This is a genomic window from Pseudomonas sp. NY15354, from assembly GCF_048068075.1.
Taxonomy (GTDB): Bacteria; Pseudomonadota; Gammaproteobacteria; order Pseudomonadales; family Pseudomonadaceae; genus Aquipseudomonas; species Aquipseudomonas guariconensis_C.
This window is the reverse complement of record NZ_JBLUPV010000016.1, coordinates 26,267-48,513: the sequence shown is the minus strand read 5'-3', so window position 1 is coordinate 48,513 and position 22,247 is coordinate 26,267. Positions and strand designations below refer to the sequence as shown.

Below are 22,247 nucleotides of genomic sequence, written 5' to 3'. Positions count from 1 at the left end.
TACAAAGGCCTGGCACCGCTAGAAGGCCTGGCCCTGGTCGCAGGCTCGGCCACTCACTCCACCGATGGCGTGGCGCTGATCCTGGCAATCTGGGGCGTGCTGGTGGTGATCTTTGCCCTGTTCGACCAAGGCCGCAAGCACTCCACCTCGAAGAACTGAACGCTCCTGCACCACCCGCTGCTTTATACGAATTTTGCAAACCCCCATTGGTCCCCGCCCCCCCGGATGGATTAAAGTATCCACCCCTGCCCGGCAACCGCTTCCAGCGCGCCAGGGCCTATCCCCAGGAACCGTCGACGATGGAACACCGTGAGGCGCTGATCGCGCTGCGCACCTTTCTTTCCTCCCAGATCCTTGGCCAGGAGAAGCTGGTCGAACGCCTGCTGATCGTGCTGCTGGCCGACGGCCACATGCTGGTCGAAGGCGCACCGGGCCTTGCCAAGACCAAGGCTATCAAGGAGCTGGCCGAAGGCATCGAAGCGCAGTTCCACCGCATCCAGTTCACGCCCGACCTGCTCCCGGCCGATATCACCGGCACCGAGATCTACCGTCCCGAAACCGGCAGCTTCGTGTTCCAGCAGGGGCCGATCTTCCATAACCTGGTGCTGGCCGACGAAATCAATCGGGCGCCTGCCAAGGTGCAGTCCGCGTTGCTCGAAGCCATGGCCGAACGCCAGGTCAGCGTCGGGCGTAGCACCTACGAGCTGTCGCCGCTGTTCCTGGTCATGGCCACCCAGAACCCGATCGAACAGGAAGGTACCTATCCCCTGCCCGAGGCCCAGCTCGACCGCTTCCTGATGCACGTGAAGATCGGCTTCCCGGATGCCGCCGTGGAGCGGCGCATCCTCCAGCAAGCCCGCGGCGAGGCGCTCGGTGGCGAGGTCAAGCCGGAGCGGCGAGTCAGCCAGCAGGCGATTTTCGCCGCACGCAAGGAGATCCTCGGCCTGTACATGGCCGACGCCGTGGAGGAATACCTGGTGCAGTTGGTGATGGCCACCCGCACGCCAGCCAAGTTCGACGCCGAGCTGGCCGACTGGATCGCCTATGGCGCCAGCCCCCGCGGCTCGATCGCCCTGGACCGCTGCGCACGCGCCCACGCCTGGCTGGCCGGGCGTGATTTCGTCAGCCCCGAGGACATCCAGGCGGTGCTGTTCGACGTGCTGCGCCACCGCATCATCCTGTCTTTCGAGGCGGAAGCGGCGGGGATCGACCAGGACCGGGTGGTCCAGCGCATCCTCGACGTCGTCGCTGTCGCCTGACCCGATGCCCTCCGCGCACCTGGCCGACCCTGGCATCCGCATTGGCCTTGCCGAGTTGATCGACATGCGTCACCGCGTGCGCGAAATCCAGCTGTTTTCCCGGCCTGGCCAGCGCAGCCCGCTGGTGGGCCTGCACCACTCCAAACTGCGCGGACGGGGTGTGGACTTCGACCAGGTGCGGGTCTACCAGGCCGGCGACGACGTGCGCAACATCGATTGGCGCGTCACCGCACGTACCCAGGAGCCCCACACCAAGCTGTTCCATGAAGAGCGCGAGCGGCCGATCTTCATCCTGGTCGAACAGAGCCAACGCCTGTTCTTCGGCTCCGGGCTGATGTTCAAGTCGGTCCTGGCGGCCCAGGCCGCGGCCCTGTTTGGCTGGGCTGCGCTGGGGCACAACGACCGCATCGGCGGCTTGGTGTTCGGCGACAACGAACACCATGAGATCAAGCCCCGGCGCAGCAAGCAGAGCCTGCTGCAACTGCTCAATCGCCTGGCCAAGGTCAACCAGTCACTGCACACCGAGGCTGTGCCCCAGCCCGACAGCCTGGGCCTGGCCTTGCGCCGCGCCCGTGAAGTGCTGCGCCCCGGCAGCCTGGCCATCATCATCTGCGACGAACGCGCCTTGACCCCTGGGGTCGAACAGCACCTGAGCATGCTCTCCCGCCACTGCGACCTGTTGCTGATGCCCGTCTCCGACCCGCTCGACCACGCCTTGCCGGCCGCCGGCCTGCTGCGCTTTGCCCAGCGCAGCGCCCAGCTGGAGCTCGACACCCTCGATGCCAACCTGCGCCAGGCCTACCGCCAGCAGGCCGAGGCGCGCATCGAGCGCTGGGAGCTGCTGGCGCAGAAGCTGCGGGTGCTGATGATGCCTTTGAGCACCCAGAGTGAGATGATCGAGCAACTGCGCGAGTACCTAAACGCCCAGCGTCCGGGGAGCAGTCAATGAACCCGCTGGATCAGTTGCAACCCTTGATCGCGCCACCGGCGATAGGCCTGTGGCCGCCCGCGCCAGGCTGGTGGGTGCTGCTGGCCCTGCTCCCCTTGCTCGGCTGGGGGCTGTGGCGGCTGCGTCATTGGCGTCCAGCCAAACCCCGCGTGGTGCGTGCCGAGCTGCCCTTGGACCCCATCCGCCTGGAAGCACTGGCCGAACTGGCCCGCCTGCCCCGCCCCTACGACGGCGCGCCCGCCGGCGCCTGGTTGCAGCAAATCAATGCGCTGCTCAAACGCCTGTGCCGCAACCACTACCCCGGCGCCAACAGCCACACACTCAACGGCCGTCAGTGGCTGGCATTTCTCGACAACCGCTGCCCGGCCGCAGGCCTGACCCGCTGGATGGTGCTGGTCGAAGGCGCCTACAAACCCGAGTGCAAGCTCGACGACAAAGCCATCGCCGGGCTCGCCCAGGCGGTCGAAACCTGGATCCGCAAGCATGTTTGAGTTGGCTTGGCCGTGGGTCTTCCTGCTGCTACCGCTGCCTTGGCTCGCGCGGCTGGTGCTGCCGGCCGCCGACAGCGGCGAGCCGGTGCTCAAGGTAGGCTTTCTCGATGAGCTCGAAGGCCTGGCCGGGCGCCGTGCCCGCCTGAACCTGCCGACTTGGCGTCAGCAAGCGCCCTTCGTGGCGATCTGGCTGCTCCTGCTGCTGGCCGCCGCCCGCCCGCAATGGCTCGGCGATCCGGTGCCGGTGGCAGCCAGCGGACGCGACCTGCTGGTGGCCGTGGATGTGTCCGGTTCGATGGACTTTCCCGACATGCAGTGGAAGAACGACGAAATCAGCCGCTTGGACCTGGTCAAGGCGCTGCTCGGCGATTTCCTCCAGGACCGCGAAGGCGATCGGGTCGGGTTGATCCTGTTCGGCAGCGAAGCCTACCTGCAGGCCCCCCTGACTTTCGACCGACGCACCGTGCGCACCTTCCTTGACGAGGCGCAGATCGGCATCGCCGGCAAGAACACCGCCATTGGCGATGCCATTGGCCTTGCGGTCAAGCGCCTGCGCCAGCGTCCGGCGCAGAGCCGGGTACTGGTGCTGATCACCGACGGCGCCAACAATGGCGGCCAGATCCACCCGCTCACCGCCGCCCGCCTGGCCGCCCAGGAAGGCGTACGCATCTACACCATCGGCATTGGTGCCAACCCCGAAGCCAGTGGTACCCCAGGGCTGCTGGGCCTGAACCCGAGCCTGGACCTGGACGAAGCCTCGCTCAAGGAAATCGCCGAACTGACCCACGGCGCCTACTTCCGCGCCCATGACGGCGCCGAACTGGTCGCGATCGGCGATACCCTCGACCAGCTCGAACCGGTGGCCCAGCAGCCCACCCAGGCACGCACCGCCAAAGCCCTGTACGCCTGGCCGCTGGCCGTGGCATTGCTCCTGAGCGTGCTGCTGGTGGTTGCCGTGCAATGGCCGGACAACCTTTTCCAGCGCCTGCTGCGCCGCCCGCGCTTTCTGCAGCCGCACCCGGAATGGCGTCAGCGCCTCAAACGCCTGCGCCTGAGGAGACGGCGATGATCGAACTCTGGCCGCAATGGCTGCGCCCATTCTGGTTGCTGGTGGTTCCCCTGCTCGGCTGGCTGCTGTTCAAGCTCTGGCACCGGCGCAAGCGCGCCGGGCGCTGGCAGTTGATCCTGCCTGTGCAGTTCCACGCCGTACTGCTTGGCGGCGGTAAAGGCCAGACCAGCAAACTGCCATGGATCGCCCTGGGCCTGGCCTGGCTGCTGGTGGTCCTGGCCTTGCTCGGCCCGAGCTGGCAACGCCTGGAGGAAACCCGCCAGCGCCCCGCCGACCCACTGGTGATCCTGCTCGAACTGACCCCGCAGATGCTCGCCGAAGACAGCACGCCCAACCGCCTGGAGCAAGCCCGCCGCAAGATCCTCGACCTGCTCGAGCACCGTCACGACAGCCAGACCGCCCTGGTGGTATATGCCGGCAGCGCGCATACCCTGGTGCCGCTGTCGGACGATCTGGGCACCACCCGCAACCTGCTCGAGGCGGTCGACCCCTCGATCATGCCGCAACCGGGGCAGCGGGCCGACCTGGCCGTGCAGAAGGGCCTGGCCCTGCTCGCCCAAAGCGGCCTGGGCCAGGGGCGCCTGCTGCTGATCGGCTCGTCGCTGAGCGACGCGGAACGCAGCGGCATCCTCAAAGCCCTCGGCCGCCAGGGCCCCAGCCTGATGATGCTCGGCATCGGCAGCAGCGAGGGCGCGCCGGTGCGCCAGGCCAATGGCGAATACCTCAAGGACGATCAGGGAGGCATCCTGCTGCCACGCCTGGACAGCGCCAGCCTCAAAGCCTTCATCAACGGTACCGGTGGGCGCTACCGTCATGCCCGCATCGATGACCTTGACCTGCGCGGCCTGGGCCTGTTCGACAACCCCCGCGCCCTGCGCGCCGACGGCCAGACCCTGCAACTGGACAGCTGGGCCGACCAAGGTTACTGGTTGCTGCTGCCCTTGCTGCTGCTGGCGGCCTGTGCCGGCCGGCGCGGCTGGCTGTTCTGCCTGCCATTGCTGCTGGCGTTGCCGCAACCCAGCCAGGCCTTCGAGTTCAACGACCTGTGGCTGCGCCCGGACCAACAAGGCCAGCGCCTGCTCGAGCAGCAACACCCCACCGAAGCCGCCCGGCGCTTCGAAGACCCACAGTGGCGCGGCATGGCGCTGTACCAGGCCGGCGACTACGAAGGTGCCGCCAAGGCCTTTGCCCAAGGCAGCAGCGCCGCGGCCCACTACAATCGAGGCAACGCCCTGGCCCGTGCCGGCGAACTGGAAGCCGCGCTGGATGCCTACGAACAGGCCCTGGAGCGCCAGCCCGACCTGCAGCCGGCCCTGGACAACCAGGCCTTGGTCCAGCAATTGTTGCAGCAGCGCCAGGCCAAGGCGGAGGAGCAACCGGCAGACAGCGAGTCCGAAGGCACACCTGGCCATGAGACCGAGGGCAACAGCAGCTCGGCGTCCAGCCCAGCCCAGGGCACGCCCGGCAGCGATGAGCAGGCGTCGGGCCAGGCTCAGGGCGAGAATGCCAATAATGCGCAAGGGCCAGGCAGCGACCAGCCCGGCGATGACGACAGCACCACCCAGCCGCCGCAGCGGCCGGTCTCCACCAGCCTGGATGCCGAACAGCGTCAGGCCCTGGAGCAATGGTTGCGGGAAATCCCCGACAACCCGGCCCAGCTGCTGCGGCGCAAATTCTGGTATGAACAGCAATTGCATCAGGACACCCCACGATGAGTCGCCTCGGCGTCTTTCTATTCAGCCTGCTGTGGCTTCTCCAGGCCCAGGCCCAACCCATCCTGCAAGCCAGCGTCGACCGCACTCGCCTGCAGGCCGGCGAAACCCTGGAGCTGACCCTGGAAAGCCAGGACGTCACCCAGTTCGGCAAACCTGACCTGCGAGCCCTGGAAGGCGATTTCGAAGTGCGCGGCACCCGTCAGCTCAACAGCCTGCACACCCTCGACGGCGAGACCCGTGCCAGTACCCGCTGGATCATCACCCTGCTGCCCAAGCGCAGCGGCAGCTTGCGCATCCCTGAGCTGCAATTGGGCCAGTCGCAGAGCCAGGCCATCGAACTGCAAGTATTGCAAGCCGACGCCAGTCGCCCCGAAGGCGCCTCCCAAGTGTTCGTCGAGGCCACCCTGGACAGCCCCGAGGTGTACGTCCAGGCCCAGGCGGTGCTGACCCTGCGTATCTATCACTCGGTGTCGCTGTACGACGACAGCAGCCTGAGCCCGCTGCAACTGGACAGCGCCAAGGTCGAACCCCTGGGCGAGTCGCGCACCTACGAGAAGGAAATCAACGGCGTACGCCACGGCGTGATCGAGACCCGCTATGCGATCTACCCGCAACAAAGCGGCACCCTGGACCTCCCCGCGCTGACCTTCACCGCCACCGCCGCCGACAATGGCGAGCAGCCGGCCGGCACCCCGCGCGTGGGCCGTCAGGTCCAGGTCAGCTCGTTGCCCCTGCACCTGAAGGTACGGCCGATTCCCGCCGCCTGGCCCGCCGACCAGCCGTGGCTGCCGGCACGCAGCCTGACCCTGGAAGAGCATTGGAGCCCGGACCCCAGCGGCCAGCAGACACAGATCGGCGACTCCCTCACCCGTGGCATCACCTTGCGCGCCGAGGGGCTGTCCAGCACCCAGCTTCCACCCTTGCCCGCCACCGAGATCCGCGGCCTGCGCCGTTACCCGGACCAACCGGTGCTGCGCAATGAAATCAGTGAACGGGGCATGACCGCCAACCGCGAAGAACGCGAGGCGCTGGTCCCGACCCACAGCGGCGACCTGGCCCTGCCCGCGTTGGAAATCACCTGGTGGAATACCCGCGAAGACCACCTGGAACACAGCAGCCTGCCGGCGCGCACCCTGCAAGTGGAGGACAACCCGGCGCTGAGTGCCGACACCCCGGTTGGCGACAGCAGCGCCAGCAATGCCCTGCTGTGGCCCTGGCAACTGGCGACCCTGGTGCTGGCCCTGACCACCCTGCTGGGCTTCGCCCTGTGGTGGCGCGCCCGCTCGCAGCCAGCGGTGCTGCGAGCCACCCAGACCGGCCCGAGCCCACGCAGCCTGCTGGACGATCTCAAGCGCGCCTGCCAGGCCAACGACCCTCAGGCCACCCGTCAGGCGCTCGATGCCTGGGCGCGCCAGCAACCGGAAACCCTGGCCGAGATGGCCGCCCGTTTCGTACCCTTGTCCGATGCCCTGGATGGGCTCAATGGCGCCTTGTACAGCGAAAGCGGCCAGTACTGGCAAGGCGACGAGCTGTGGCGCGCCATCGGCACCATCCCACCGGCCGAGCAGGTCCTGACGCCTTCGGGCGAAACAGGCAGCCTGCCGCCGCTTTACCCCAAATAACCTTCAGCGCGTGGCGCCTTGTGCCACGCCTGCATGCTTGCGGAAATCTCCATGCGTCTGTTTCACACCTCCGACTGGCACCTGGGCCAAAGCCTGCACGGCCAGGAACGCGACTTCGAACACGCCTGTTTCCTCGATTGGCTGCTCGGCCAACTGCGCCTGCGACAACCCGACGCCCTGCTGATCGCTGGCGATATCTTCGACACGGTCAACCCACCGGTCAAAGCCCAGGAGCGGCTCTACGACTTCATCGTCCAGGCCCATGAGCAGCAGCCCAAGCTCGACATCGTGATGATCGCTGGCAACCACGACTCCGGCTCGCGCATCGAGCTGCCGGCCGCCTTGATGCGACGCCTGCGCACCCACGCGCTGGGCCGCGTGCATTGGCTCGACGAAGGCCAGCTGGACGCCGAACGCCTGTTGATCCCGCTGACCAACGCCCGCGGCAAGGTCTGCGCCTGGTGCCTGGCCCTGCCATTCCTGCGCCCGGCGGAAGTCACCGGCCCGCAACTGGGCGACGACTACCTGCAAGGCATCACCCAGGTGCACCAGCAACTGATCGCCGCCGCCCAGGCCAAGCGCAAGAAAGACCAGGCGCTGGTCGCCATCAGCCATGCGCACATGGCCGGTGGCGCGGTTTCGGAAGATTCCGAGCGCAGCCTGATCATCGGCAACGCCGAGGCCTTGCCGGCGCGACTGTTCGACAAGGCCATCAGCTACGTCGCCCTGGGCCACCTGCACAAGCCGCAACGGGTCAACCGCGAGGAACGCATCCGCTACAGCGGCTCGCCGATCCCGCTGTCGTTCGCTGAAATCAACTACCCGCACCAGGTACTGGAAATCGAGCTCGACGGCGCCGAGCTGGTCAGCGTCGAGTCTCGACCAGTGCCGCGTGCCGTGGCCCTGCAACGCATCGGCCCGGCCCCGCTGGGCGAGTTGCTGCAACAACTGACCGACCTGCCGGTGATCGACCTGCTGGAAGACCCCAACCGCCAGCCTTGGCTGGAAGTGCGGGTACGCCTGGACGAGCCGCAGCCAGACCTGCGCCAGCAGATCGAAAGTGCCCTGGAGGGCAAGGCCGTGCGCCTGGTGCGCATCAGCGCCGAATACGCCGGACGCGACCGACAGGACGATGACGAGCAACCCTTCGTCGAGCTGTCGCAACTGACGCCGCAGGACCTGTTCAGCCGCGCCTGGGAACAGGCTTACGGCAACCCGGTGGATGAGCAGGCCCTGGCCGATTTCGCCCTGCTCCTGCAAGACGTCCAGCTGGAGGAGGAGCAACCATGAAGATCCTTGCCATTCGCCTGAAGAACCTCGCCTCCCTGGCAGGCCCGATCGACATCGACTTCACCGCCGAGCCCCTGGCCAGCGCCGGCCTGTTCGCCATCACCGGCCCCACCGGCGCCGGCAAGAGCACCCTGCTCGATGCCTTGTGCCTGGCGTTGTTCGGCGCAGTCCCCCGGCTCGACGACATCGGCCGGGAGGCCAAGGTGCCGGACGCCGACGGCGAGATCCCGACCTACGACCCACGCAACCTGCTGCGCCGGGGCACCGGCAGCGGCTATGCCGAGGTGGACTTCGTCGGCATCGACGGCCGCCGCTACCGCGCCCGCTGGGAAGCCAACCGCGCCCGCGAAAAAGCCAACGGCAAGCTGCAACATAGCCGCCAGAGCCTGTACGACCTGGACAGCGAGCAACTGCTGGGCAGCGGCAAGAACGAATACAAGCAATTGGTCGAGGCGCGCCTGGGGCTGAACTTCGAGCAGTTCACCCGCGCGGTGATGCTGGCCCAGAGCGAATTCGGGGCCTTCCTCAAGGCCGACGACAGAGAACGCAGCGAGCTGCTGGAAAAGCTCACCAACACCGCCATCTACACCCGCCTGGGCCAACGCGCCTTCACCAAGGCCAGGGAAGCTGGCGAGCGGCACAACGACCTGAAGAAGCAGGCCGAACACCTGCTGCCCATGGACGCCGAAGCCCGCGCCGCGCTCGACCAGCAGCTGGAACAGGCCCAGCAGCAATTCAAGGCCGACCAGGCGCGCCAGCGTCAACTGGAGCAACAACGCACCTGGCTCCAGGAGCAGCGCCAGTTGCAGGCCCAGCACACCGAGGCCCAACAGGCGCTGCACGCGGCCGAACTGGACTGGCAAAAACTGGCTGAGCAGCGCCTGGACCTGCAGCGTCTGGAACGCCTGGCGCCGCAGCGCCACCAGTTCAATCGCCAGCAGGTACTGACCGCACAGTTGACTCCACTGGCCGCGGTGCTCGTCGAGCAAGCACGCCAGCAAGACGAACTGCAGGCCCGCACGGGCGAACTCGAGCAGGCGCTTGAAGCGGCGCGCCAAGCGCTGGCCCAACATCAGGCCCAGCACAGCGAAAACGTCCCACGCCTGCGCCAGGCCTTCGCCGCCCAGGACAGCCTGGCGCGCCTGACCGAAGAGCTTGCCGCCCAGCGCACCGCCGCTGAGCACGCCGACCAGGACGTCGCCAACGGCCAGCAGCAATTGCAGCAACTGGAAGAAAACCAGCAGCGCAGCCTGCACACCCTGGAGCAAATCGACGCGGCGCTCGCACACAGCGAACAGCTGGCCGGGCTGACCGATGCCTGGCAGGCCTACCTGCCTCAGCTCAAGCAAGTGATGCAGGTCGGCGGCCGCCTGGCCAAGGGCCGCGAAGAGCTGCCGGGCCTGCAAGCCCAGGTCAGTCAGGCCAATGCCCAGTTGCAGGCCCAACGCGACAGCTTCGAGCTGTTGTTCCGCGAAGCCGGTGCCGAACCCCAGGCGCTGGCCGAGCAGATCGACCTGCTGGGCGCCATGCTCCAGGACAACCGCAAACAACAACGTGCAGTCGAAGATCTGTCACGCCTGCATGGCCGTGAACAGGAGCTGCGTCACACCCTCTCCAGCCTGCGCGAACGCCAGCAGCAGGCCATGCAGCAACGCCAGCAACTGATTGGCCAGGGCACCGCCGCCAAGGCCGAGCTGGAAGCCGCCGAGCAGGCCCTCGCCCTGACCCGCCAGCTGCTGGAACGCCAGCGCCTGGCCCGGACCAGCAGTGTCGAGGAGCTGCGCGCGCAACTGCGCGACGGCGAGCCCTGCCCGGTCTGCGGCAGCGCCGAACATCCCTTCCACCAGCCCGAAGCCCTGCTGCAGAGCCTGGGCCGCCATGACCAGGCCGAAGAAGACGCCGCCCGCGCACAGGTCGAAGGGCTCAACAGCCAATTGATGGAGCTGCGTACCCAACTGGGCGTGGTCAACGCCCAACTCAAGGACTACCAGCAGCAACAGGTGCAGCTGGGCGAGCAACTGCAACCGCTCGTCGAACAGCTCCAGGCCCATGCCCTGTGGCCCGCCCTCGCCCCGCAAGACGACAAGGCCCGCAGTGCCTGGCTCGATGGGCAACTGCGCCGCCTGGAGGAGGAGATCAACCGGGACGAGCAACGCCAGAGCGCCCTGCTCACCCTGCAAAAAGACGCTGCCCGCCTGAACCAGCAGTTGCAGGCCGCCAGCGAAGCCCAGCAGCAGGCCCAACGTCACCTCGACCAACAACACCAGGCCCTGGCCGCCGACGAACAACAGCTCGAGCAAGGCCTGAACGACCTGGCCAGCGTGCTGCCCCTGGACATTCTCCAAGCCCTGCGCGACGACCCGGCCAATGCCTTCCTCGGCCTCGACCAGCAGATCGCCCAGCGCCGCCAGCAGCTCGACCAACGCAAGGATGAGCAGGAAGAACAGCAGGCCCGCCAGGTTCAACTGGAGAAACTGCGCGACCAGCAGCAACTGCGCCTGAACACCCAACAGCAGCTTCAGCACAAACTCGCCACCTTGGATGAGCAGCGCCTGCAAGCCTTGGCAACGCTGGCCGAACTGCTCGGCGAGCAGCCCAGTGCCGAGACTTGGCAACAGCACATGGACGCACAACTGGACCAGGCCCGCCTCACCGAAGCCGAAACCGCCGAGCGCTTGCAGGCGCTGCGCACCCAGGGCGTGCAATTGGCCGGCGAGCTCAAGTCCAACCGCCAGCAACAGCGCACGCTGGAGCAGGAGTGCCAGCAGCTGCAGGGCGAGATCGCCCAGTGGCGCAGCGCACATCCCGAACTGGACGACGCCGGTCTCGACCGCCTGCTGGGCATCGACGATGCCCAGCTCGGCGAACTGCGCCAGCGTCTGCAAACAGCGGAAAAAGCCATCGAGCAGGGCCGCGTGTTGCTGCAGGAACGTGAGCAGCGCGTACAGCAGCATGCCACCCAGGCCATCGTCGAGGTTGCCCCCGAGGCCCTGGAAGAAGCGTTGGCCTCCCTCCAGCAAGCACTCGCCAGCCAGGAGCAGCAGTGCGCCGAACTGCGCGCCCGTCAGGCCGACGATCAGCGTCGCCAGCAGGCCCACGAGGCACTGGCCGACGAGATCGACCAGGCCTATCAGCAGTGGCAGCGCTGGGCACGTCTGAATGCATTGATCGGCTCGGCCTCAGGCGATGTCTTCCGCAAGATCGCCCAGGGCTACAACCTGGACCTGCTGCTGCATCACGCCAACAGCCAATTGCGCCAACTGGCCAAGCGCTATCGCCTCAAACGCGGCGGCAGCGCCCTGGGCCTGCTGGTGCTGGACACCGAGATGGGCGACGAGCTGCGCTCGGTGCATTCGCTCTCCGGTGGCGAGACCTTCCTGGTGTCCCTGGCTCTGGCCTTGGGCCTGGCGTCCATGGCCTCCAGCACACTGCGCATCGAGTCGCTGTTCATCGATGAGGGCTTCGGCAGCCTGGACCCGGAGTCCCTGCAGTTGGCGATGGATGCCCTCGACGGCCTGCAGGCCCAGGGACGCAAGGTGGCGGTGATTTCCCACGTGCAGGAGATGCACGAGCGCATCCCGGTGCAGATCCAGGTGCGTCGCCAGGGCAATGGCCTGAGCGATGTGGAGGTGTGCGGGTGAGGCTCTATTCGTTCCGCCGCTGCCCCTGGGCCATGCGCGCGCGCCTGGCCCTGCGCTATGCCGGATGCCCGGTGGATATCTGCGAAGTGGCGATGAAGAACAAGCCCGCCGAGCTGCTGGCACTGTCGCCCAAGGGCACGGTGCCGGTGCTCGATACCGGTGACCAGGTGCTCGAAGAAAGCCTGGATATCATGCGTTGGGCTCTGGAGCAGAACGATCCGCAGGATTGGCGCCTGCAGGCGGCACCTGCGGCCGCCGCCCAGGCGCTGGAGCTGATCGCGCGCAACGACCAGACATTCAAGGCCCAGGTGAACCTGTACAAGTACGCCGAACGCTACCTTGAGCATTCGCGCGAGCACTATCGCCAGCAGGCCGAACCCTGGCTGGCGGAGCTGGAAGGATTGCTCGAAGGCCGTCCATATCTACTCGCCGAACATCCGAGTCTGGCCGATGCCGCGCTGCTGCCCTTGATGCGCCAGTTCGCCGGGGTCGAACCGCAATGGTTCGCCGAGGCGCCCTACCCGCGGGTACGCAGCTGGTTGCAGGGCTGGCTGGAATCAGACCTGTTCAAGGCCATCATGGCCCGCTGATTTCCTCTGTCTGCATGCTGTCCATTCGCGGCAGTTCGACGCCTCGATAAAACCCGTTCCCACAGTTCTTGATAGCGTCGAAGCACCTGTGGGAGCGGGTTCACCCGCGAATAGGCCAGTGCAGCAACAGACCCTCGTTCGTGCCTTTTTAGATCGCCAGGATCGGCGAAGAGAACAGCAATAGCACCACCGCCGCGATACGCCACATCATGCTCCACCCCCGGAGTCAAAAATACAGCGTCAAATTTAAACATATGGCGTTGTGCTACTACCACTCTTTCCTGCAATCAATGTGCGTGTTTGCCGCCGAGGGCCGCGTGGAAATGCGCGCTTTGCTGTAGGTACTTTTCGGTATAGCTGTGGGCGACAGACGATTTACCGCGCACTTCGACCTGGGCATGGGCCGGCAGGACGACAGAGGCGGAAATGGCGGAAGCGGCAATGACCGGGAAGAGATTGAAGTTCATGCGGGCAGTCCTCGACTTCGGTGGTTTGACGATGGCCGTTGTTGGCCTTGGGTCAAACTTACGCCGCCAGGCAGGCCCGCAGAAATTCATTGCGCCAGTAGCGATTATCACGCCGATTGATAGTCACTCGAGAAACTTGAGGTCCGACGGCGCGTCCTGCGCCAAGGCCTGCACGGTCTCGCCGAGCTTGCCGCTGCGTGGGTCACGGCGCATGACCACGATCTGATTGCTTTTCTGGTTGGCCACCAGCAAGAAGTTGCCACTCGGATCGAGGGCGAACTCCCGGGGGTGATCCCCCTCCACCGACCGACGCTGCAACAGGGTCAGTTGGCCGTCGTCCTTGCCCACTGCATACACCACGATCTCATTGGCAGTGCCACGGTTGCTGACATACAGGAAACGCCCGTCGGCCGACAGGTGCAGCCCGCCGGAGGCTTTGGCCGCAGCATCCTGCCGTTCGGTCAGGGGCAGGCGCTGGCGTTCGATCAAATTGCCGTCCTGCACGTCGAACTTCACCACCTCGCCGCTCATTTCCAGGGTCAAATAGGCGTGCCGGCCCTTGGCGTCGAACAGCAGATGACGCGGGCCACTGCCGGCAGGCAACGCCACCGAGGCGGGAATCGCCGGGCTCAACGGGTGCTCAGGGCTGGCGCCGTCATAGCGGTAGATGAACACCTTGTCTGCCCCCAGGTCGCTGGCATACAGATGGCGCCCGTCAGGCGAAAGCACCACCGAATGCACGTGGGCACCGGCCTGACGCTCGGGATTGACCTTGCTCGGAGCATGACGCAGTTGCTGGACCACATCCTTGAGCTTGCCGTCCCGTGCCACCGGTATCACCACCAGGCTACCGCCGGGTACGGGTGCGACGGCGTAGTTGGCAATGAACAGGTAGCGCTGGTCATGGCTGAGGCTGGCGTGGGTTGGCTCGTCGCCACGGCTGGCCACCTGGTTGAGGGGCTTGATCTCGCCCTGGGTGCCCAACGAAAAACTGCTCACGTGGCCCTGGGGCGTTTCGTTGACCGCGAACAACAGGCGCTGGTCAGCCGAGAGCACCAGCCATGACGGGCTCACGCTCTTGACCACCTGCCGGGGCGTGGCGTCGATCTGGCCGCTGCGGGTATCGAAGCTGTAGCGGTAGATGCCCTGACTGGTGCCGTCGGTGTAGCTGCCGACCAATAGCACGCCCGCCTGGGCGGTGAACGTCAGGCCCATGAGACTAGCGATCAGCAGGCTCTTCCAAGTCTTCATCTTCGTCATCTTCCGAGGCGCGCAAGGCATCCATACAGACTAGCCGATGCTCGCCTTCGGCATCGTTGAGCAGCCATTGATCACCCTCGGCGATCGCGGCGGCAACCTGCTCGGGCGTGAAGCGCCAGCGGCGCAGTTGACGGCCGTCCATGCATTCGACCGACAGGCCATCGGCGTCGAAGGTGAAATCGAAGGCATGCAGCCCATCGATCAGCAGCATGTCGCAGGATTCGAGGGCGGTGGCAAGAGAGGTCATGGGAAGGTCCGCAAAGAAATGGACCGGCATTATAGCTTCGGCGACGCGATACCTGTGGGGAGCTGGGGGAGTTTGCGAAGAGCGGGGGCTGCATTGCAGCCCCCTCAGGATCAATGCGCGAAGATCGACCCGCCCGCCTTGCCCGCCAGCTTCTGCGGACGAATCAGGAACCGCGCCAGCGCTGGCAGCAGCCACAGCGCACCGAACATGTTCCACAGCAACATGAAGGTCAGCATCAGGCCCATGTCGGCCTGGAACTTGATCGCCGAGAAGATCCAGGTGCACACCCCGATGGCCAGGCACAGGCCGGTGAACAGCACTGCCTTGCCGGTGGAGCGCAGGGTTTCGTAGTAGGCCTCCTGCAGCGGCAGCCCCGCCCGCAAGAAACTCTCCAACCGGCTGTAGATGTAGATGCCGTAGTCCACGCCGATCCCCACGCCCAGGGCCACCACCGGCAAGGTGGCGACCTTCACGCCGATGCCCATGAAGGCCATCAGGGCGTTGCCCAGCACCGAGGTGAGCACCAGCGGCAGGACGATGCACAGGGTGGCGGCGAACGAGCGGAAGGTGATCAGGCACATCACCGCCACGCACAAGTACACCAGCACCAGGATGGTCAATTCGGCCGACTTGATCACCTCGTTGGTGGCTGCCTCGATGCCCGCGTTGCCGGCCGCCAGGAGGAACTGCAGGCCCTCTTTGTCATGGCTGTCGGCAAAGGCCTGGGCCGCCGCGGTGACCCGCTCCAGCGTCTCGGCCTTGTGGTCGTTGAGGAACACCAGCACCGGCGCCAGGGAGCAGTCGGTGTTGTACAGGCCATCGGCGCGGGCGATGGAGTTGTTGAGCACGTCCGGGTTGCGCGACAAGGTCTCCCATTTCAGGCTGCCCTCGTTCATGCCCTTGATCACCTGCTTGGACACGGTCACCAGGGAGATCGCCGACTGCACGCCAGGGGTGTTTTCCATGGTCCACATCAGCTCGTCGATCGGCGCCATGGTCGAATGGATCGAGCAGCTCTCGGCCGGGGTCTTGACCATGATCACCAAGACGTCGGAGCTGGTGGAGTAGTTGCTGATGATGAAGTTGTTGTCCTGGTTGTAGCGTGAGTCAGGACGCAGTTCCGGCGCCCCCTGATCGAGGTCGCCGATCTTGAGGTTCTGGCTGTACCACAGGCCACCGGCAAAGGCCGCCAGGGCCAGGGCGATGGACACCGGCGCCACCTTGGGGCTGGCGAAGTTGGCCAGCAGGCGCCAGAACGGGTGTTCACGGGTTGCGTCCTTCTTGCTGCGGGCGATGGCCTTCTGGCTGATACCCACGTAGGAAATCGCTACCGGCAACAGGATCAGGTTGGTGAAGACGATCACCGCCACGCCGATCGACGCACCGATGGCAAGCTCGCGGATCACCCCGATGTCGATCACCAGCAAAGTGATGAAGCCCACGGCGTCGGCCAGGATGGCGATCATGCCCGGCAGGAACAGCTGGCGGAAGGTGCGCCGTGCAGCGGTCAGGGCATTGTCGGCACCGCTCGACTGCAACGCGATGCCGTTGATTTTCTGCACACCGTGGGAGATGCCGATGGCGAAGATCAAGAACGGCACCAGCATCGAGTACGGATCCAGCCCAAAGCCGACCGCATGCATCAACCCCAACTGCCAGACCACCGCCACCAAGGTGGTGATGAGCACAGCGATGGTGCTGCGGATGCACCAGGTGAACCAGTACAACAGCGCCCAGGTGATGGCCAGGGCCACACCGAAGAACATCACCACCATCACCAGGCCGTCGATCAGGTCACCGACCTTCTTGGCGAAGCCGACGATGTGCACCTTCACATTGGGATTCTGGGCCTGGAACTTGTCGCGGATCTTCTCTTCCAGCTGATGGGAGAACTGCTGGTAGTCCAGCTTGACCTGCTTGCTCTGGTCTTGCGGGTCCGGGTAGCTCTCCATCAAGGGCACGTCGACGATGCTGGACTTGAAGTTGTTGGCCACCAGACGCCCGACCTGGCCGGACTTGAGCACGTTGTCGCGCAGCTCATCGAGGCTTTCGGCCGAGCCGTTGTAGGTGTTGGGGATCACCTCGCCGCCGGCGAAGCCATCCTCGGTCACTTCGGTCCAGCGCACGCTCGGGCTCCACAGCGACTTGAGCCCGGCCCGGTCGACGCCAGGAATGTAGAAGACCTCGTCGTGGATCTGGCGCAGGGTCTCCATGTAGTTCTTGTCGAAGATATCGCCGTTGACCGCCTCCACCGAGATGCGCACGGTGTTGCCGAGGTTGGCCAGGTCGTTGCGGTGCTCGAGCATCTGTTCGATGAACGGGTGCTGCAGCGGGATCATCTTTTCGAAGCTGGTGGACGGGCGGATCTGCGTGGCCTGCCAAAACAGGAAGATGCTCACCAGCAGGCACAGGGCGATGACCACCGGCCGGTTGTTGAAGATCAGCCGTTCGAGCAGGGTCGCTTTGTCCTGATGATGCTGCTGGTGCATGTCGAAATTCTCCCGACGGGTCATCGCTGTTCCTCCTCTGCGCCTTTGGCGGTGGCCAGGTGCACGCCACCTTGGCCCACCAGCAGCAGGCCGCCGTTGGCAAGCCCCGTGGCAGCTGACAGCGCCAGGCGGTCGGCGCGGTTGTAGACCGTGAAGCTCTGGCCGTCATCGTGGCTGCGCAGCACCGTGCCGCCGTTGCCCACCAGGACCAGGCTGCCATCGTCGAGCAGAGTGGCGCTTGCCAGACCGAACTCCAGCGAGCCGCGGGCGGCCTTGAGCGCGATCGGCTGCCAGGTGTCACCGAAATCGGTGGAGCGGAACAGGTTGCCGCGCAGGCCATAGGCGAGCAGCGTGCGGGGTTGGGCGGTGCCGATCACGCCAAACAGCGACCCCTCGTAGGGGCCTTCGACGCGCGACCAGCTCTGGCCGTTGTCGCTGGAGCGGAACATGCTGCCCTGTTCACCGACGATGAACAGGCCTGCGCCCTTGATCGGGGCAATGGCGTTGAGGTGCAGTTGGTCGGGGTTGTCCAGGCGCTCGGCGATGTCCTGCCAGTGCTGGCCGCCATCGGTGGTCTCGATCAGGGCGCCATAGGCACCCACGGCGAAACCGTGCTGGGCGTCGAGGAAGGTCACATCGAGCAGTGGCGCTTCGCGCGAAAGGTCCTCGAACTGCTTGCTCCAGGTGGCGCCGCCATCGTTGGTGGTCAGTACCTGGGCATCATGGCCGACGGCCCAGCCGCGTTTGTCGTCGAGGAAGAACACGGCCGTGAGCAATTGCCGGGTGGGCACCCGGGCCTGGGTCCAGGTCTTGCCCTGGTCGTCGGAGAACAGGATATGGCCACGGTCGCCGACCACCACCAGCCGGTTACCGAGCGTGGCGGCATCGATCAGCAGGCTCTGGCTGGCCCTGGCCGATTCCACCGAGTACTCCTCGGCAGCGGCGGCCTGCGCGCTACCTGCTCCTGTCGCCATGGCCAGCGCCAGCCACATACTGGCCGCCAGTGGCCAGGCACCACGCCGCGCACGCACGCTTGTCCGGTCTCTCATGACCGCCCCCTTTTGTGTTCTTGTAGTGGGTAAGGCCATTGACGGGTGCTGCGAAAAGCCTGTTCCAGAGCACCGCAATAGCTTTGGGGCCATCCTATCGGGGATGTCGGCGGGAAAACAACGAGCGGGACGTTATGTTTTGTTAAGCACTAAAACATGAAGGACAAGGGCGAGGCCCTTGCCATGGGACGCGGTGCTGGCTTCGCGGGTAAGCCCGCTCCCACAGACTAATGCCAGCCCTGTGGGAGCAGCGGTTCGGCGCTCCGATTTACCCGCGAATCGGCCATTGCATGCAACACAAACTACAAAGCGGTTGCCCCATCAGGGGCTGTGAACCGCCCCGGCTCAGGCCAGGCTCTTGCTCACCACTTCATACACATCGCTGGACAGCGCCCCGGAAGCCAGGATGCGCTCCAGCTCGCCACGCATCAGCGCCTGGCGCGCATCGTCGTACTTGCGCCAGCGGGTCAGCGGCGCCAACTGGCGCGAAGCGATCTGCGGGTTGAGGGCGTTGAGCTCGATCACCAGGTCCGCCAGGAAGCGGTAGCCGGAACCGTCAGCGGCATGGAAGTTCACCAGGTTCTGCCCGGCAAAGGCGCCGATCAGTGCACGCACCTTGTTGGGGTTCTTCAGGGTGAAGGCCGGGTGTTGCATGAGCGCCTTGACCCGCGCCAGGCCGCCCGGCAAGGTGCTGGCGGCTTGCACGCTGAACCACTGGTCCATGACCAACGGGTTGTCCTTGAAGTGCTCGGCGAAGGCGTCCAGGGCCTTGGCGCGTTCGGCCTCGAACGGCGAGTTGACCAACACGGCCAGGGCGGTGAGACGCTCGGTCATGTTGTCGCACTGCTCGAACTGCTCCAGGGTCGCCTCCAGCACTTGCGGCTTGCCGGTGAGCATCAGGTACGACAGCGCGATGTTCTGCAGGCTGCGACGGGCGAAGTGCTCGGCCTCGGCGACGTAGGCGGTCTTGCCAGAGACTTCGCGGTTGGCCTGATAACGCGCCCACAGCGCATCGAACAGCTGTTCGGCGATCTGTTTGCGGGCGAACTCGCGGGCAGCATGGATGGCGTCGACGTCGGCCACCTGGCTGATCTCGGTGAGGTAGGCCTCGCCTGGCAGCGACAGCATCTCGGCGACCATGGCCGCATCGAGCGACGCGTTGCCCAGCACCGTGCCCAGGGCCGTGATCAACCGCTGGTCGAGCTTGAGCGCCTCACCACGCTGGTGCTGGCCGATCAGCTCCTGCAACACCTGCACCGACAACTGCTGACCCGCTTCCCAGCGGTTGAAGCCGTCGCTGTCGTGCTGCATGAGGAACATCAACTGGTCGCGATCGTACGGGAAGCTCAGTTTGACCGGTGCGCTGAAGCCACGCAGCAGCGACGGCAGCGGCTTGGCGGCGATACCTTCGAAGGTGAAAGTCTGCTCGACCTCGGTTACCGACAACACGCGGCTGGTGCCCTGCGGCGCGGCCTCGCCGGCCAGGCGCAGCGGCAGGTCGTTGCCCTGGGCGTCCAGCAGGCCCAGTTCCACCGGGATCACGAACGGTTGCTTCTGGGCTTTGTCCGGGGTCTGCGGGCAGCTCTGGCGGAAGGTCAAGCTGTAGGTCTGCGCAGCGGCGTCATAGGCTTCGCTGACCTCCAGGCGTGGCGTGCCGGCCTGGCTGTACCAACGCTTGAACTGGGTGAGGTCCACGCCGTTGGCGTCTTCCATGGCTTTGATGAAGTCGTCGCAGGTGACGGCCTGGCCGTCATGGCGCTCGAAATACAGGTCGCTGCCCTTGCGGAAACCTTCACTGCCCAGCAGGGTGCGGACCATGCGCACCACTTCGGCGCCCTTCTCGTACACGGTCAGGGTGTAGAAGTTGGAGATCTCGATGAAGCTGTCCGGGCGCACCGGGTGGGCCATGGGGCCGGCATCCTCGGCGAACTGGTGCGTGCGCAGATAGGCCACGTCCTCGATGCGCTTGACGGTACGCGAGTTCATGTCGGCGCTGAACTCGGCGTCGCGGAATACGGTGAAGCCTTCCTTGAGCGACAGCTGGAACCAGTCGCGGCAGGTGACGCGGTTGCCCGACCAGTTGTGGAAATATTCGTGGGCCACCACGCCTTCGACACGCTGATGAGCCGCGTCGGTGGCCGTTTCGGCGCGCGCCAGCACACAGCTGGAGTTAAAGATGTTCAGGCCCTTGTTTTCCATGGCGCCCATGTTGAAGTCGTTGACCGCGACGATCATGAAGATGTCCAGGTCGTACTCACGGCCGTAGACCTCCTCGTCCCAGCGCATGGACTTCTTCAGGCTGACCATGGCGTGGTCGCACTTGTCGATGTTCTCCGGCTCCACGTAGATACGCAGGGTCACATCGCGGCCGGACTGGCGGGTGAAGGTGTCCTCGACGCACCACAGGTCACCGGCGACCAGGGCGAACAGGTAGGCCGGCTTCATGAACGGGTCTTCCCAGGTCGCCCAGTGGCGGCCGTCCTCGGCCGGACCGCTGCCGATCGGGTTGCCGTTGCTCAGCAGCACCGGGTAGCGATGCTGTTCGGCGATCACCGTGGTGGTGAAGGTGCTCATCACGTCCGGGCGGTCGAGGTAGTAGGTGATCTTGCGAAAACCCTCGGCCTCGCACTGGGTGCAGAACATCTTGCCGGACTTGTACAGGCCTTCGAGCGCGGTGTTGCTCTCTGGATGGATCTTCACGCTGGTGTCGAGGGTGAACCGCTCGGCCTTGGGCTGCACGGTCAGGCTGTCGCCATCGACCTGGTAGTCGCCGGCGGCCAGCGGCTGGTCATCCAGCTGCACGCTCAGAAGCTCAAGCTGCTGGCCATCGAGCACCAGCGGCGGCAGGCCGGCGCCACGGGCCGGGTTGCGGCGCATGACCAACTGCGCATGGACCAGGCTGTGGTCCTCGAACAGCTCGAACGTCAGGTGCGTCTCGTCGATCAGGTACTCGGGCGCCTGGTAATCCTTGAGGTAGATCACTTGCGGTTGTTCGGTACGCATCGTGCTGGTCCTTTTACTGGTGCACGGCCAATTGGTAGGCCGTGTACTTGCGAATGTTGATCACGCCGGTGTCGAAGATCAGGTACTGGCCCTTGATGCCCAGCAGCGTGCCTTCGGCCACGGGGTCCTTGTCCAGGTTGAAGCTGACGATCTTTTTCGGGTAGGCCTCGACCGGGTAGCGCATCTGGACCACTTCGGCATCGGCCAGCGGCTGGATCGCCTGCAGGCCAAAGCGCTCCTGCAAGCCCCGCAGGCCATCGGCGCAGGCGTCGAAGATCTGTTCGCGGATGGCCGGCAGGTCGAGCACCTCGGCGTCGCCCTTGAGCAGCGCGCGCCAGTTGGTGCGATCCGGTACCTGGCTGCGCAGCAAGTCCTCGACCAGGCCGGACTGTTGCCGGGTGGCCACGCGCAGGATCGGCAGAGCCTGACTGGCCCCCTGGTCGAGCCAGCGGGTGGGCAGCTGGGTGGCGCGGGTGATGCCGACCTTGATGCCCGAGGAGTTGGCCAGGTACACCACATGGTCGGTCATGCAGAACTGCTCGCCCCACGACGGCTCACGACAGGTGCCAGCGTCGTAATGGCATTTTTCCGGGGCCATGATGCAGACATCGCACTGGGCCAGCTTGGTCATGCACGGGTAGCAGTAACCCTGGCTGAAGCTGGTCTTGGTGCGCTTGCCGCAATGGGTGCAGTGGATGGCGCCGAGGTACTCGAGGCGCAGTGTCTTGCCGATCAGCGGATTGACCGGCACCTGCTCCTCACCCAGGCGAAAGGCGTATTGGACAACCGGTGCTTCCAGGCGCACCGCCATCTTGCTCAGAGAGCCACGAGCGAGTTCGATCAATGTACCGAGTCCGACTTGAACAGAATGTTAGGGACCGGTGCCGATTTCGACGCGCACTCCTGTGGGCCCATGTAGCCGGTGCGCTGCTCCTCGGGCAGGTTCTTCATCTCCCAGGCGATCACCGCCTGCAGCGACAAGGCCTTTTGCTCCGGGGTCAGCTTGCGGCCGTCGGCCCATTTGCCGATTTCCACGGCCAGCTTCAGGCTCTCGTAGATCTCGGGGGTGATGTTTTCGATCATTTGCGCAAAGGTGGACATAACAT

Annotated in this window: 17 protein-coding genes and 1 pseudogene; 10 read left to right on the top strand and 8 right to left on the bottom strand. The window is 65.5% G+C overall.

What is annotated here, in order from left to right; genetic code table 11:
- Positions 1-6: 6 nt before the first annotated feature.
- The 10 genes and pseudogenes from ACNFCH_RS16260 to ACNFCH_RS16215 all read left to right on the top strand — a co-directional run.
- A pseudogene (locus ACNFCH_RS16260) lies at positions 7-159 on the top strand (MFS transporter); the annotation flags it as partial.
- Between the two features lie 140 nt (positions 160-299).
- A complete protein-coding gene (locus tag ACNFCH_RS16255; RefSeq protein ID WP_043206762.1) occupies positions 300-1,259 on the top strand; it encodes an AAA family ATPase in 960 nt (319 codons plus the stop codon).
- 4 nt (positions 1,260-1,263) lie between these two features.
- Positions 1,264-2,208, top strand: a complete 945-nt coding sequence (locus tag ACNFCH_RS16250; protein ID WP_337158770.1) for a DUF58 domain-containing protein — start codon at positions 1,264-1,266, stop codon at positions 2,206-2,208.
- Entirely contained in the window at positions 2,205-2,699 is a 495-nt protein-coding gene (locus ACNFCH_RS16245; RefSeq protein ID WP_070092527.1) for a DUF4381 domain-containing protein, read from the top strand. Before ACNFCH_RS16250 ends, ACNFCH_RS16245 begins: the two co-directional genes overlap by 4 nt.
- The gene (locus ACNFCH_RS16240; protein WP_337158769.1) at positions 2,692-3,768 is read left to right on the top strand and encodes a VWA domain-containing protein; all 1,077 of its coding nucleotides are present in this window, start codon (positions 2,692-2,694) and stop codon (positions 3,766-3,768) included. Before ACNFCH_RS16245 ends, ACNFCH_RS16240 begins: the two co-directional genes overlap by 8 nt.
- The gene (locus ACNFCH_RS16235) at positions 3,765-5,483 is read left to right on the top strand and encodes a tetratricopeptide repeat protein (protein WP_416743120.1); all 1,719 of its coding nucleotides are present in this window, start codon (positions 3,765-3,767) and stop codon (positions 5,481-5,483) included. Before ACNFCH_RS16240 ends, ACNFCH_RS16235 begins: the two co-directional genes overlap by 4 nt.
- Complete coding sequence (locus ACNFCH_RS16230) at positions 5,480-7,105, top strand: BatD family protein (RefSeq protein WP_337158767.1); 1,626 nt, start codon at positions 5,480-5,482, stop codon at positions 7,103-7,105. Before ACNFCH_RS16235 ends, ACNFCH_RS16230 begins: the two co-directional genes overlap by 4 nt.
- A gap of 51 nt (positions 7,106-7,156) precedes the next feature.
- Positions 7,157-8,395, top strand: coding sequence for an exonuclease SbcCD subunit D C-terminal domain-containing protein (locus ACNFCH_RS16225; protein WP_070092531.1), 1,239 nt, complete (start codon positions 7,157-7,159; stop codon positions 8,393-8,395).
- The gene (locus ACNFCH_RS16220; protein WP_416743119.1) at positions 8,392-12,036 is read left to right on the top strand and encodes an AAA family ATPase; all 3,645 of its coding nucleotides are present in this window, start codon (positions 8,392-8,394) and stop codon (positions 12,034-12,036) included. Before ACNFCH_RS16225 ends, ACNFCH_RS16220 begins: the two co-directional genes overlap by 4 nt.
- A complete protein-coding gene (locus ACNFCH_RS16215) occupies positions 12,033-12,626 on the top strand; it encodes a glutathione S-transferase (protein ID WP_416743118.1) in 594 nt (197 codons plus the stop codon). Before ACNFCH_RS16220 ends, ACNFCH_RS16215 begins: the two co-directional genes overlap by 4 nt.
- Positions 12,627-12,913: 287 nt before the next feature.
- Here the strand turns inward: ACNFCH_RS16215 and ACNFCH_RS16210 are convergent, their stop codons facing one another.
- The 8 genes from ACNFCH_RS16210 to ACNFCH_RS16175 form a co-directional block, all read right to left on the bottom strand.
- Positions 12,914-13,093: a hypothetical protein gene (locus tag ACNFCH_RS16210; RefSeq protein WP_416743117.1), complete on the bottom strand. Its 180-nt coding sequence runs from the start codon at positions 13,091-13,093 to the stop codon at positions 12,914-12,916.
- A gap of 123 nt (positions 13,094-13,216) precedes the next feature.
- The gene (locus ACNFCH_RS16205; RefSeq protein ID WP_337158807.1) at positions 13,217-14,308 is read right to left on the bottom strand and encodes a lactonase family protein; all 1,092 of its coding nucleotides are present in this window, start codon (positions 14,306-14,308) and stop codon (positions 13,217-13,219) included.
- Positions 14,309-14,312: 4 nt separating this feature from the next.
- Positions 14,313-14,600 carry a DUF5629 family protein gene (locus tag ACNFCH_RS16200; protein WP_196165628.1) on the bottom strand — a complete coding sequence of 96 codons (288 nt, stop codon included), beginning with the start codon at positions 14,598-14,600 and terminating at the stop codon, positions 14,313-14,315.
- Between the two features lie 110 nt (positions 14,601-14,710).
- On the bottom strand, positions 14,711-17,113 hold the full coding sequence (locus ACNFCH_RS16195; RefSeq protein WP_416743116.1) for an efflux RND transporter permease subunit: 2,403 nt from the start codon (positions 17,111-17,113) through the stop codon (positions 14,711-14,713).
- Entirely contained in the window at positions 17,110-18,138 is a 1,029-nt protein-coding gene (locus tag ACNFCH_RS16190; protein ID WP_337158763.1) for a WD40/YVTN/BNR-like repeat-containing protein, read from the bottom strand. The genes ACNFCH_RS16195 and ACNFCH_RS16190 overlap by 4 nt, the downstream gene beginning before the upstream one ends.
- A 345-nt stretch (positions 18,139-18,483) precedes the next feature.
- Positions 18,484-21,141 (bottom strand): aminopeptidase N, encoded by a 2,658-nt coding sequence (gene pepN, locus ACNFCH_RS16185; RefSeq protein WP_337158762.1) that lies wholly within the window; start codon positions 21,139-21,141, stop codon positions 18,484-18,486.
- Positions 21,142-21,154: 13 nt separating this feature from the next.
- Complete coding sequence (locus tag ACNFCH_RS16180) at positions 21,155-21,985, bottom strand: DUF2797 domain-containing protein (protein ID WP_070092540.1); 831 nt, start codon at positions 21,983-21,985, stop codon at positions 21,155-21,157.
- Positions 21,982-22,242, bottom strand: coding sequence for a YeaC family protein (locus ACNFCH_RS16175; RefSeq protein WP_043206786.1), 261 nt, complete (start codon positions 22,240-22,242; stop codon positions 21,982-21,984). The genes ACNFCH_RS16180 and ACNFCH_RS16175 overlap by 4 nt, the downstream gene beginning before the upstream one ends.
- Positions 22,243-22,247: the final 5 nt, after the last annotated feature.

What these genes read in the sequence shown, in the direction of transcription:
- ACNFCH_RS16255 (WP_043206762.1), top strand. Translation starts at nt 300, where the DNA reads ATGGAACACCGTGAGGCGCTGATCGCGCTGCGCACCTTTCTTTCCTCC.
- ACNFCH_RS16250 (WP_337158770.1), top strand. Translation starts at nt 1,264, where the DNA reads ATGCCCTCCGCGCACCTGGCCGACCCTGGCATCCGCATTGGCCTTGCC.
- ACNFCH_RS16245 (WP_070092527.1), top strand. Translation starts at nt 2,205, where the DNA reads ATGAACCCGCTGGATCAGTTGCAACCCTTGATCGCGCCACCGGCGATA.
- ACNFCH_RS16240 (WP_337158769.1), top strand. Translation starts at nt 2,692, where the DNA reads ATGTTTGAGTTGGCTTGGCCGTGGGTCTTCCTGCTGCTACCGCTGCCT.
- ACNFCH_RS16235 (WP_416743120.1), top strand. Translation starts at nt 3,765, where the DNA reads ATGATCGAACTCTGGCCGCAATGGCTGCGCCCATTCTGGTTGCTGGTG.
- ACNFCH_RS16230 (WP_337158767.1), top strand. Translation starts at nt 5,480, where the DNA reads ATGAGTCGCCTCGGCGTCTTTCTATTCAGCCTGCTGTGGCTTCTCCAG.
- ACNFCH_RS16225 (WP_070092531.1), top strand. Translation starts at nt 7,157, where the DNA reads ATGCGTCTGTTTCACACCTCCGACTGGCACCTGGGCCAAAGCCTGCAC.
- ACNFCH_RS16220 (WP_416743119.1), top strand. Translation starts at nt 8,392, where the DNA reads ATGAAGATCCTTGCCATTCGCCTGAAGAACCTCGCCTCCCTGGCAGGC.
- ACNFCH_RS16210 (WP_416743117.1), bottom strand. Translation starts at nt 13,093, where the DNA reads ATGAACTTCAATCTCTTCCCGGTCATTGCCGCTTCCGCCATTTCCGCC.
- ACNFCH_RS16205 (WP_337158807.1), bottom strand. Translation starts at nt 14,308, where the DNA reads ATGGGCCTGACGTTCACCGCCCAGGCGGGCGTGCTATTGGTCGGCAGC.
- ACNFCH_RS16200 (WP_196165628.1), bottom strand. Translation starts at nt 14,600, where the DNA reads ATGACCTCTCTTGCCACCGCCCTCGAATCCTGCGACATGCTGCTGATC.
- ACNFCH_RS16195 (WP_416743116.1), bottom strand. Translation starts at nt 17,113, where the DNA reads ATGACCCGTCGGGAGAATTTCGACATGCACCAGCAGCATCATCAGGAC.
- ACNFCH_RS16190 (WP_337158763.1), bottom strand. Translation starts at nt 18,138, where the DNA reads ATGAGAGACCGGACAAGCGTGCGTGCGCGGCGTGGTGCCTGGCCACTG.
- pepN (WP_337158762.1), bottom strand. Translation starts at nt 21,141, where the DNA reads ATGCGTACCGAACAACCGCAAGTGATCTACCTCAAGGATTACCAGGCG.
- ACNFCH_RS16175 (WP_043206786.1), bottom strand. Translation starts at nt 22,242, where the DNA reads ATGTCCACCTTTGCGCAAATGATCGAAAACATCACCCCCGAGATCTAC.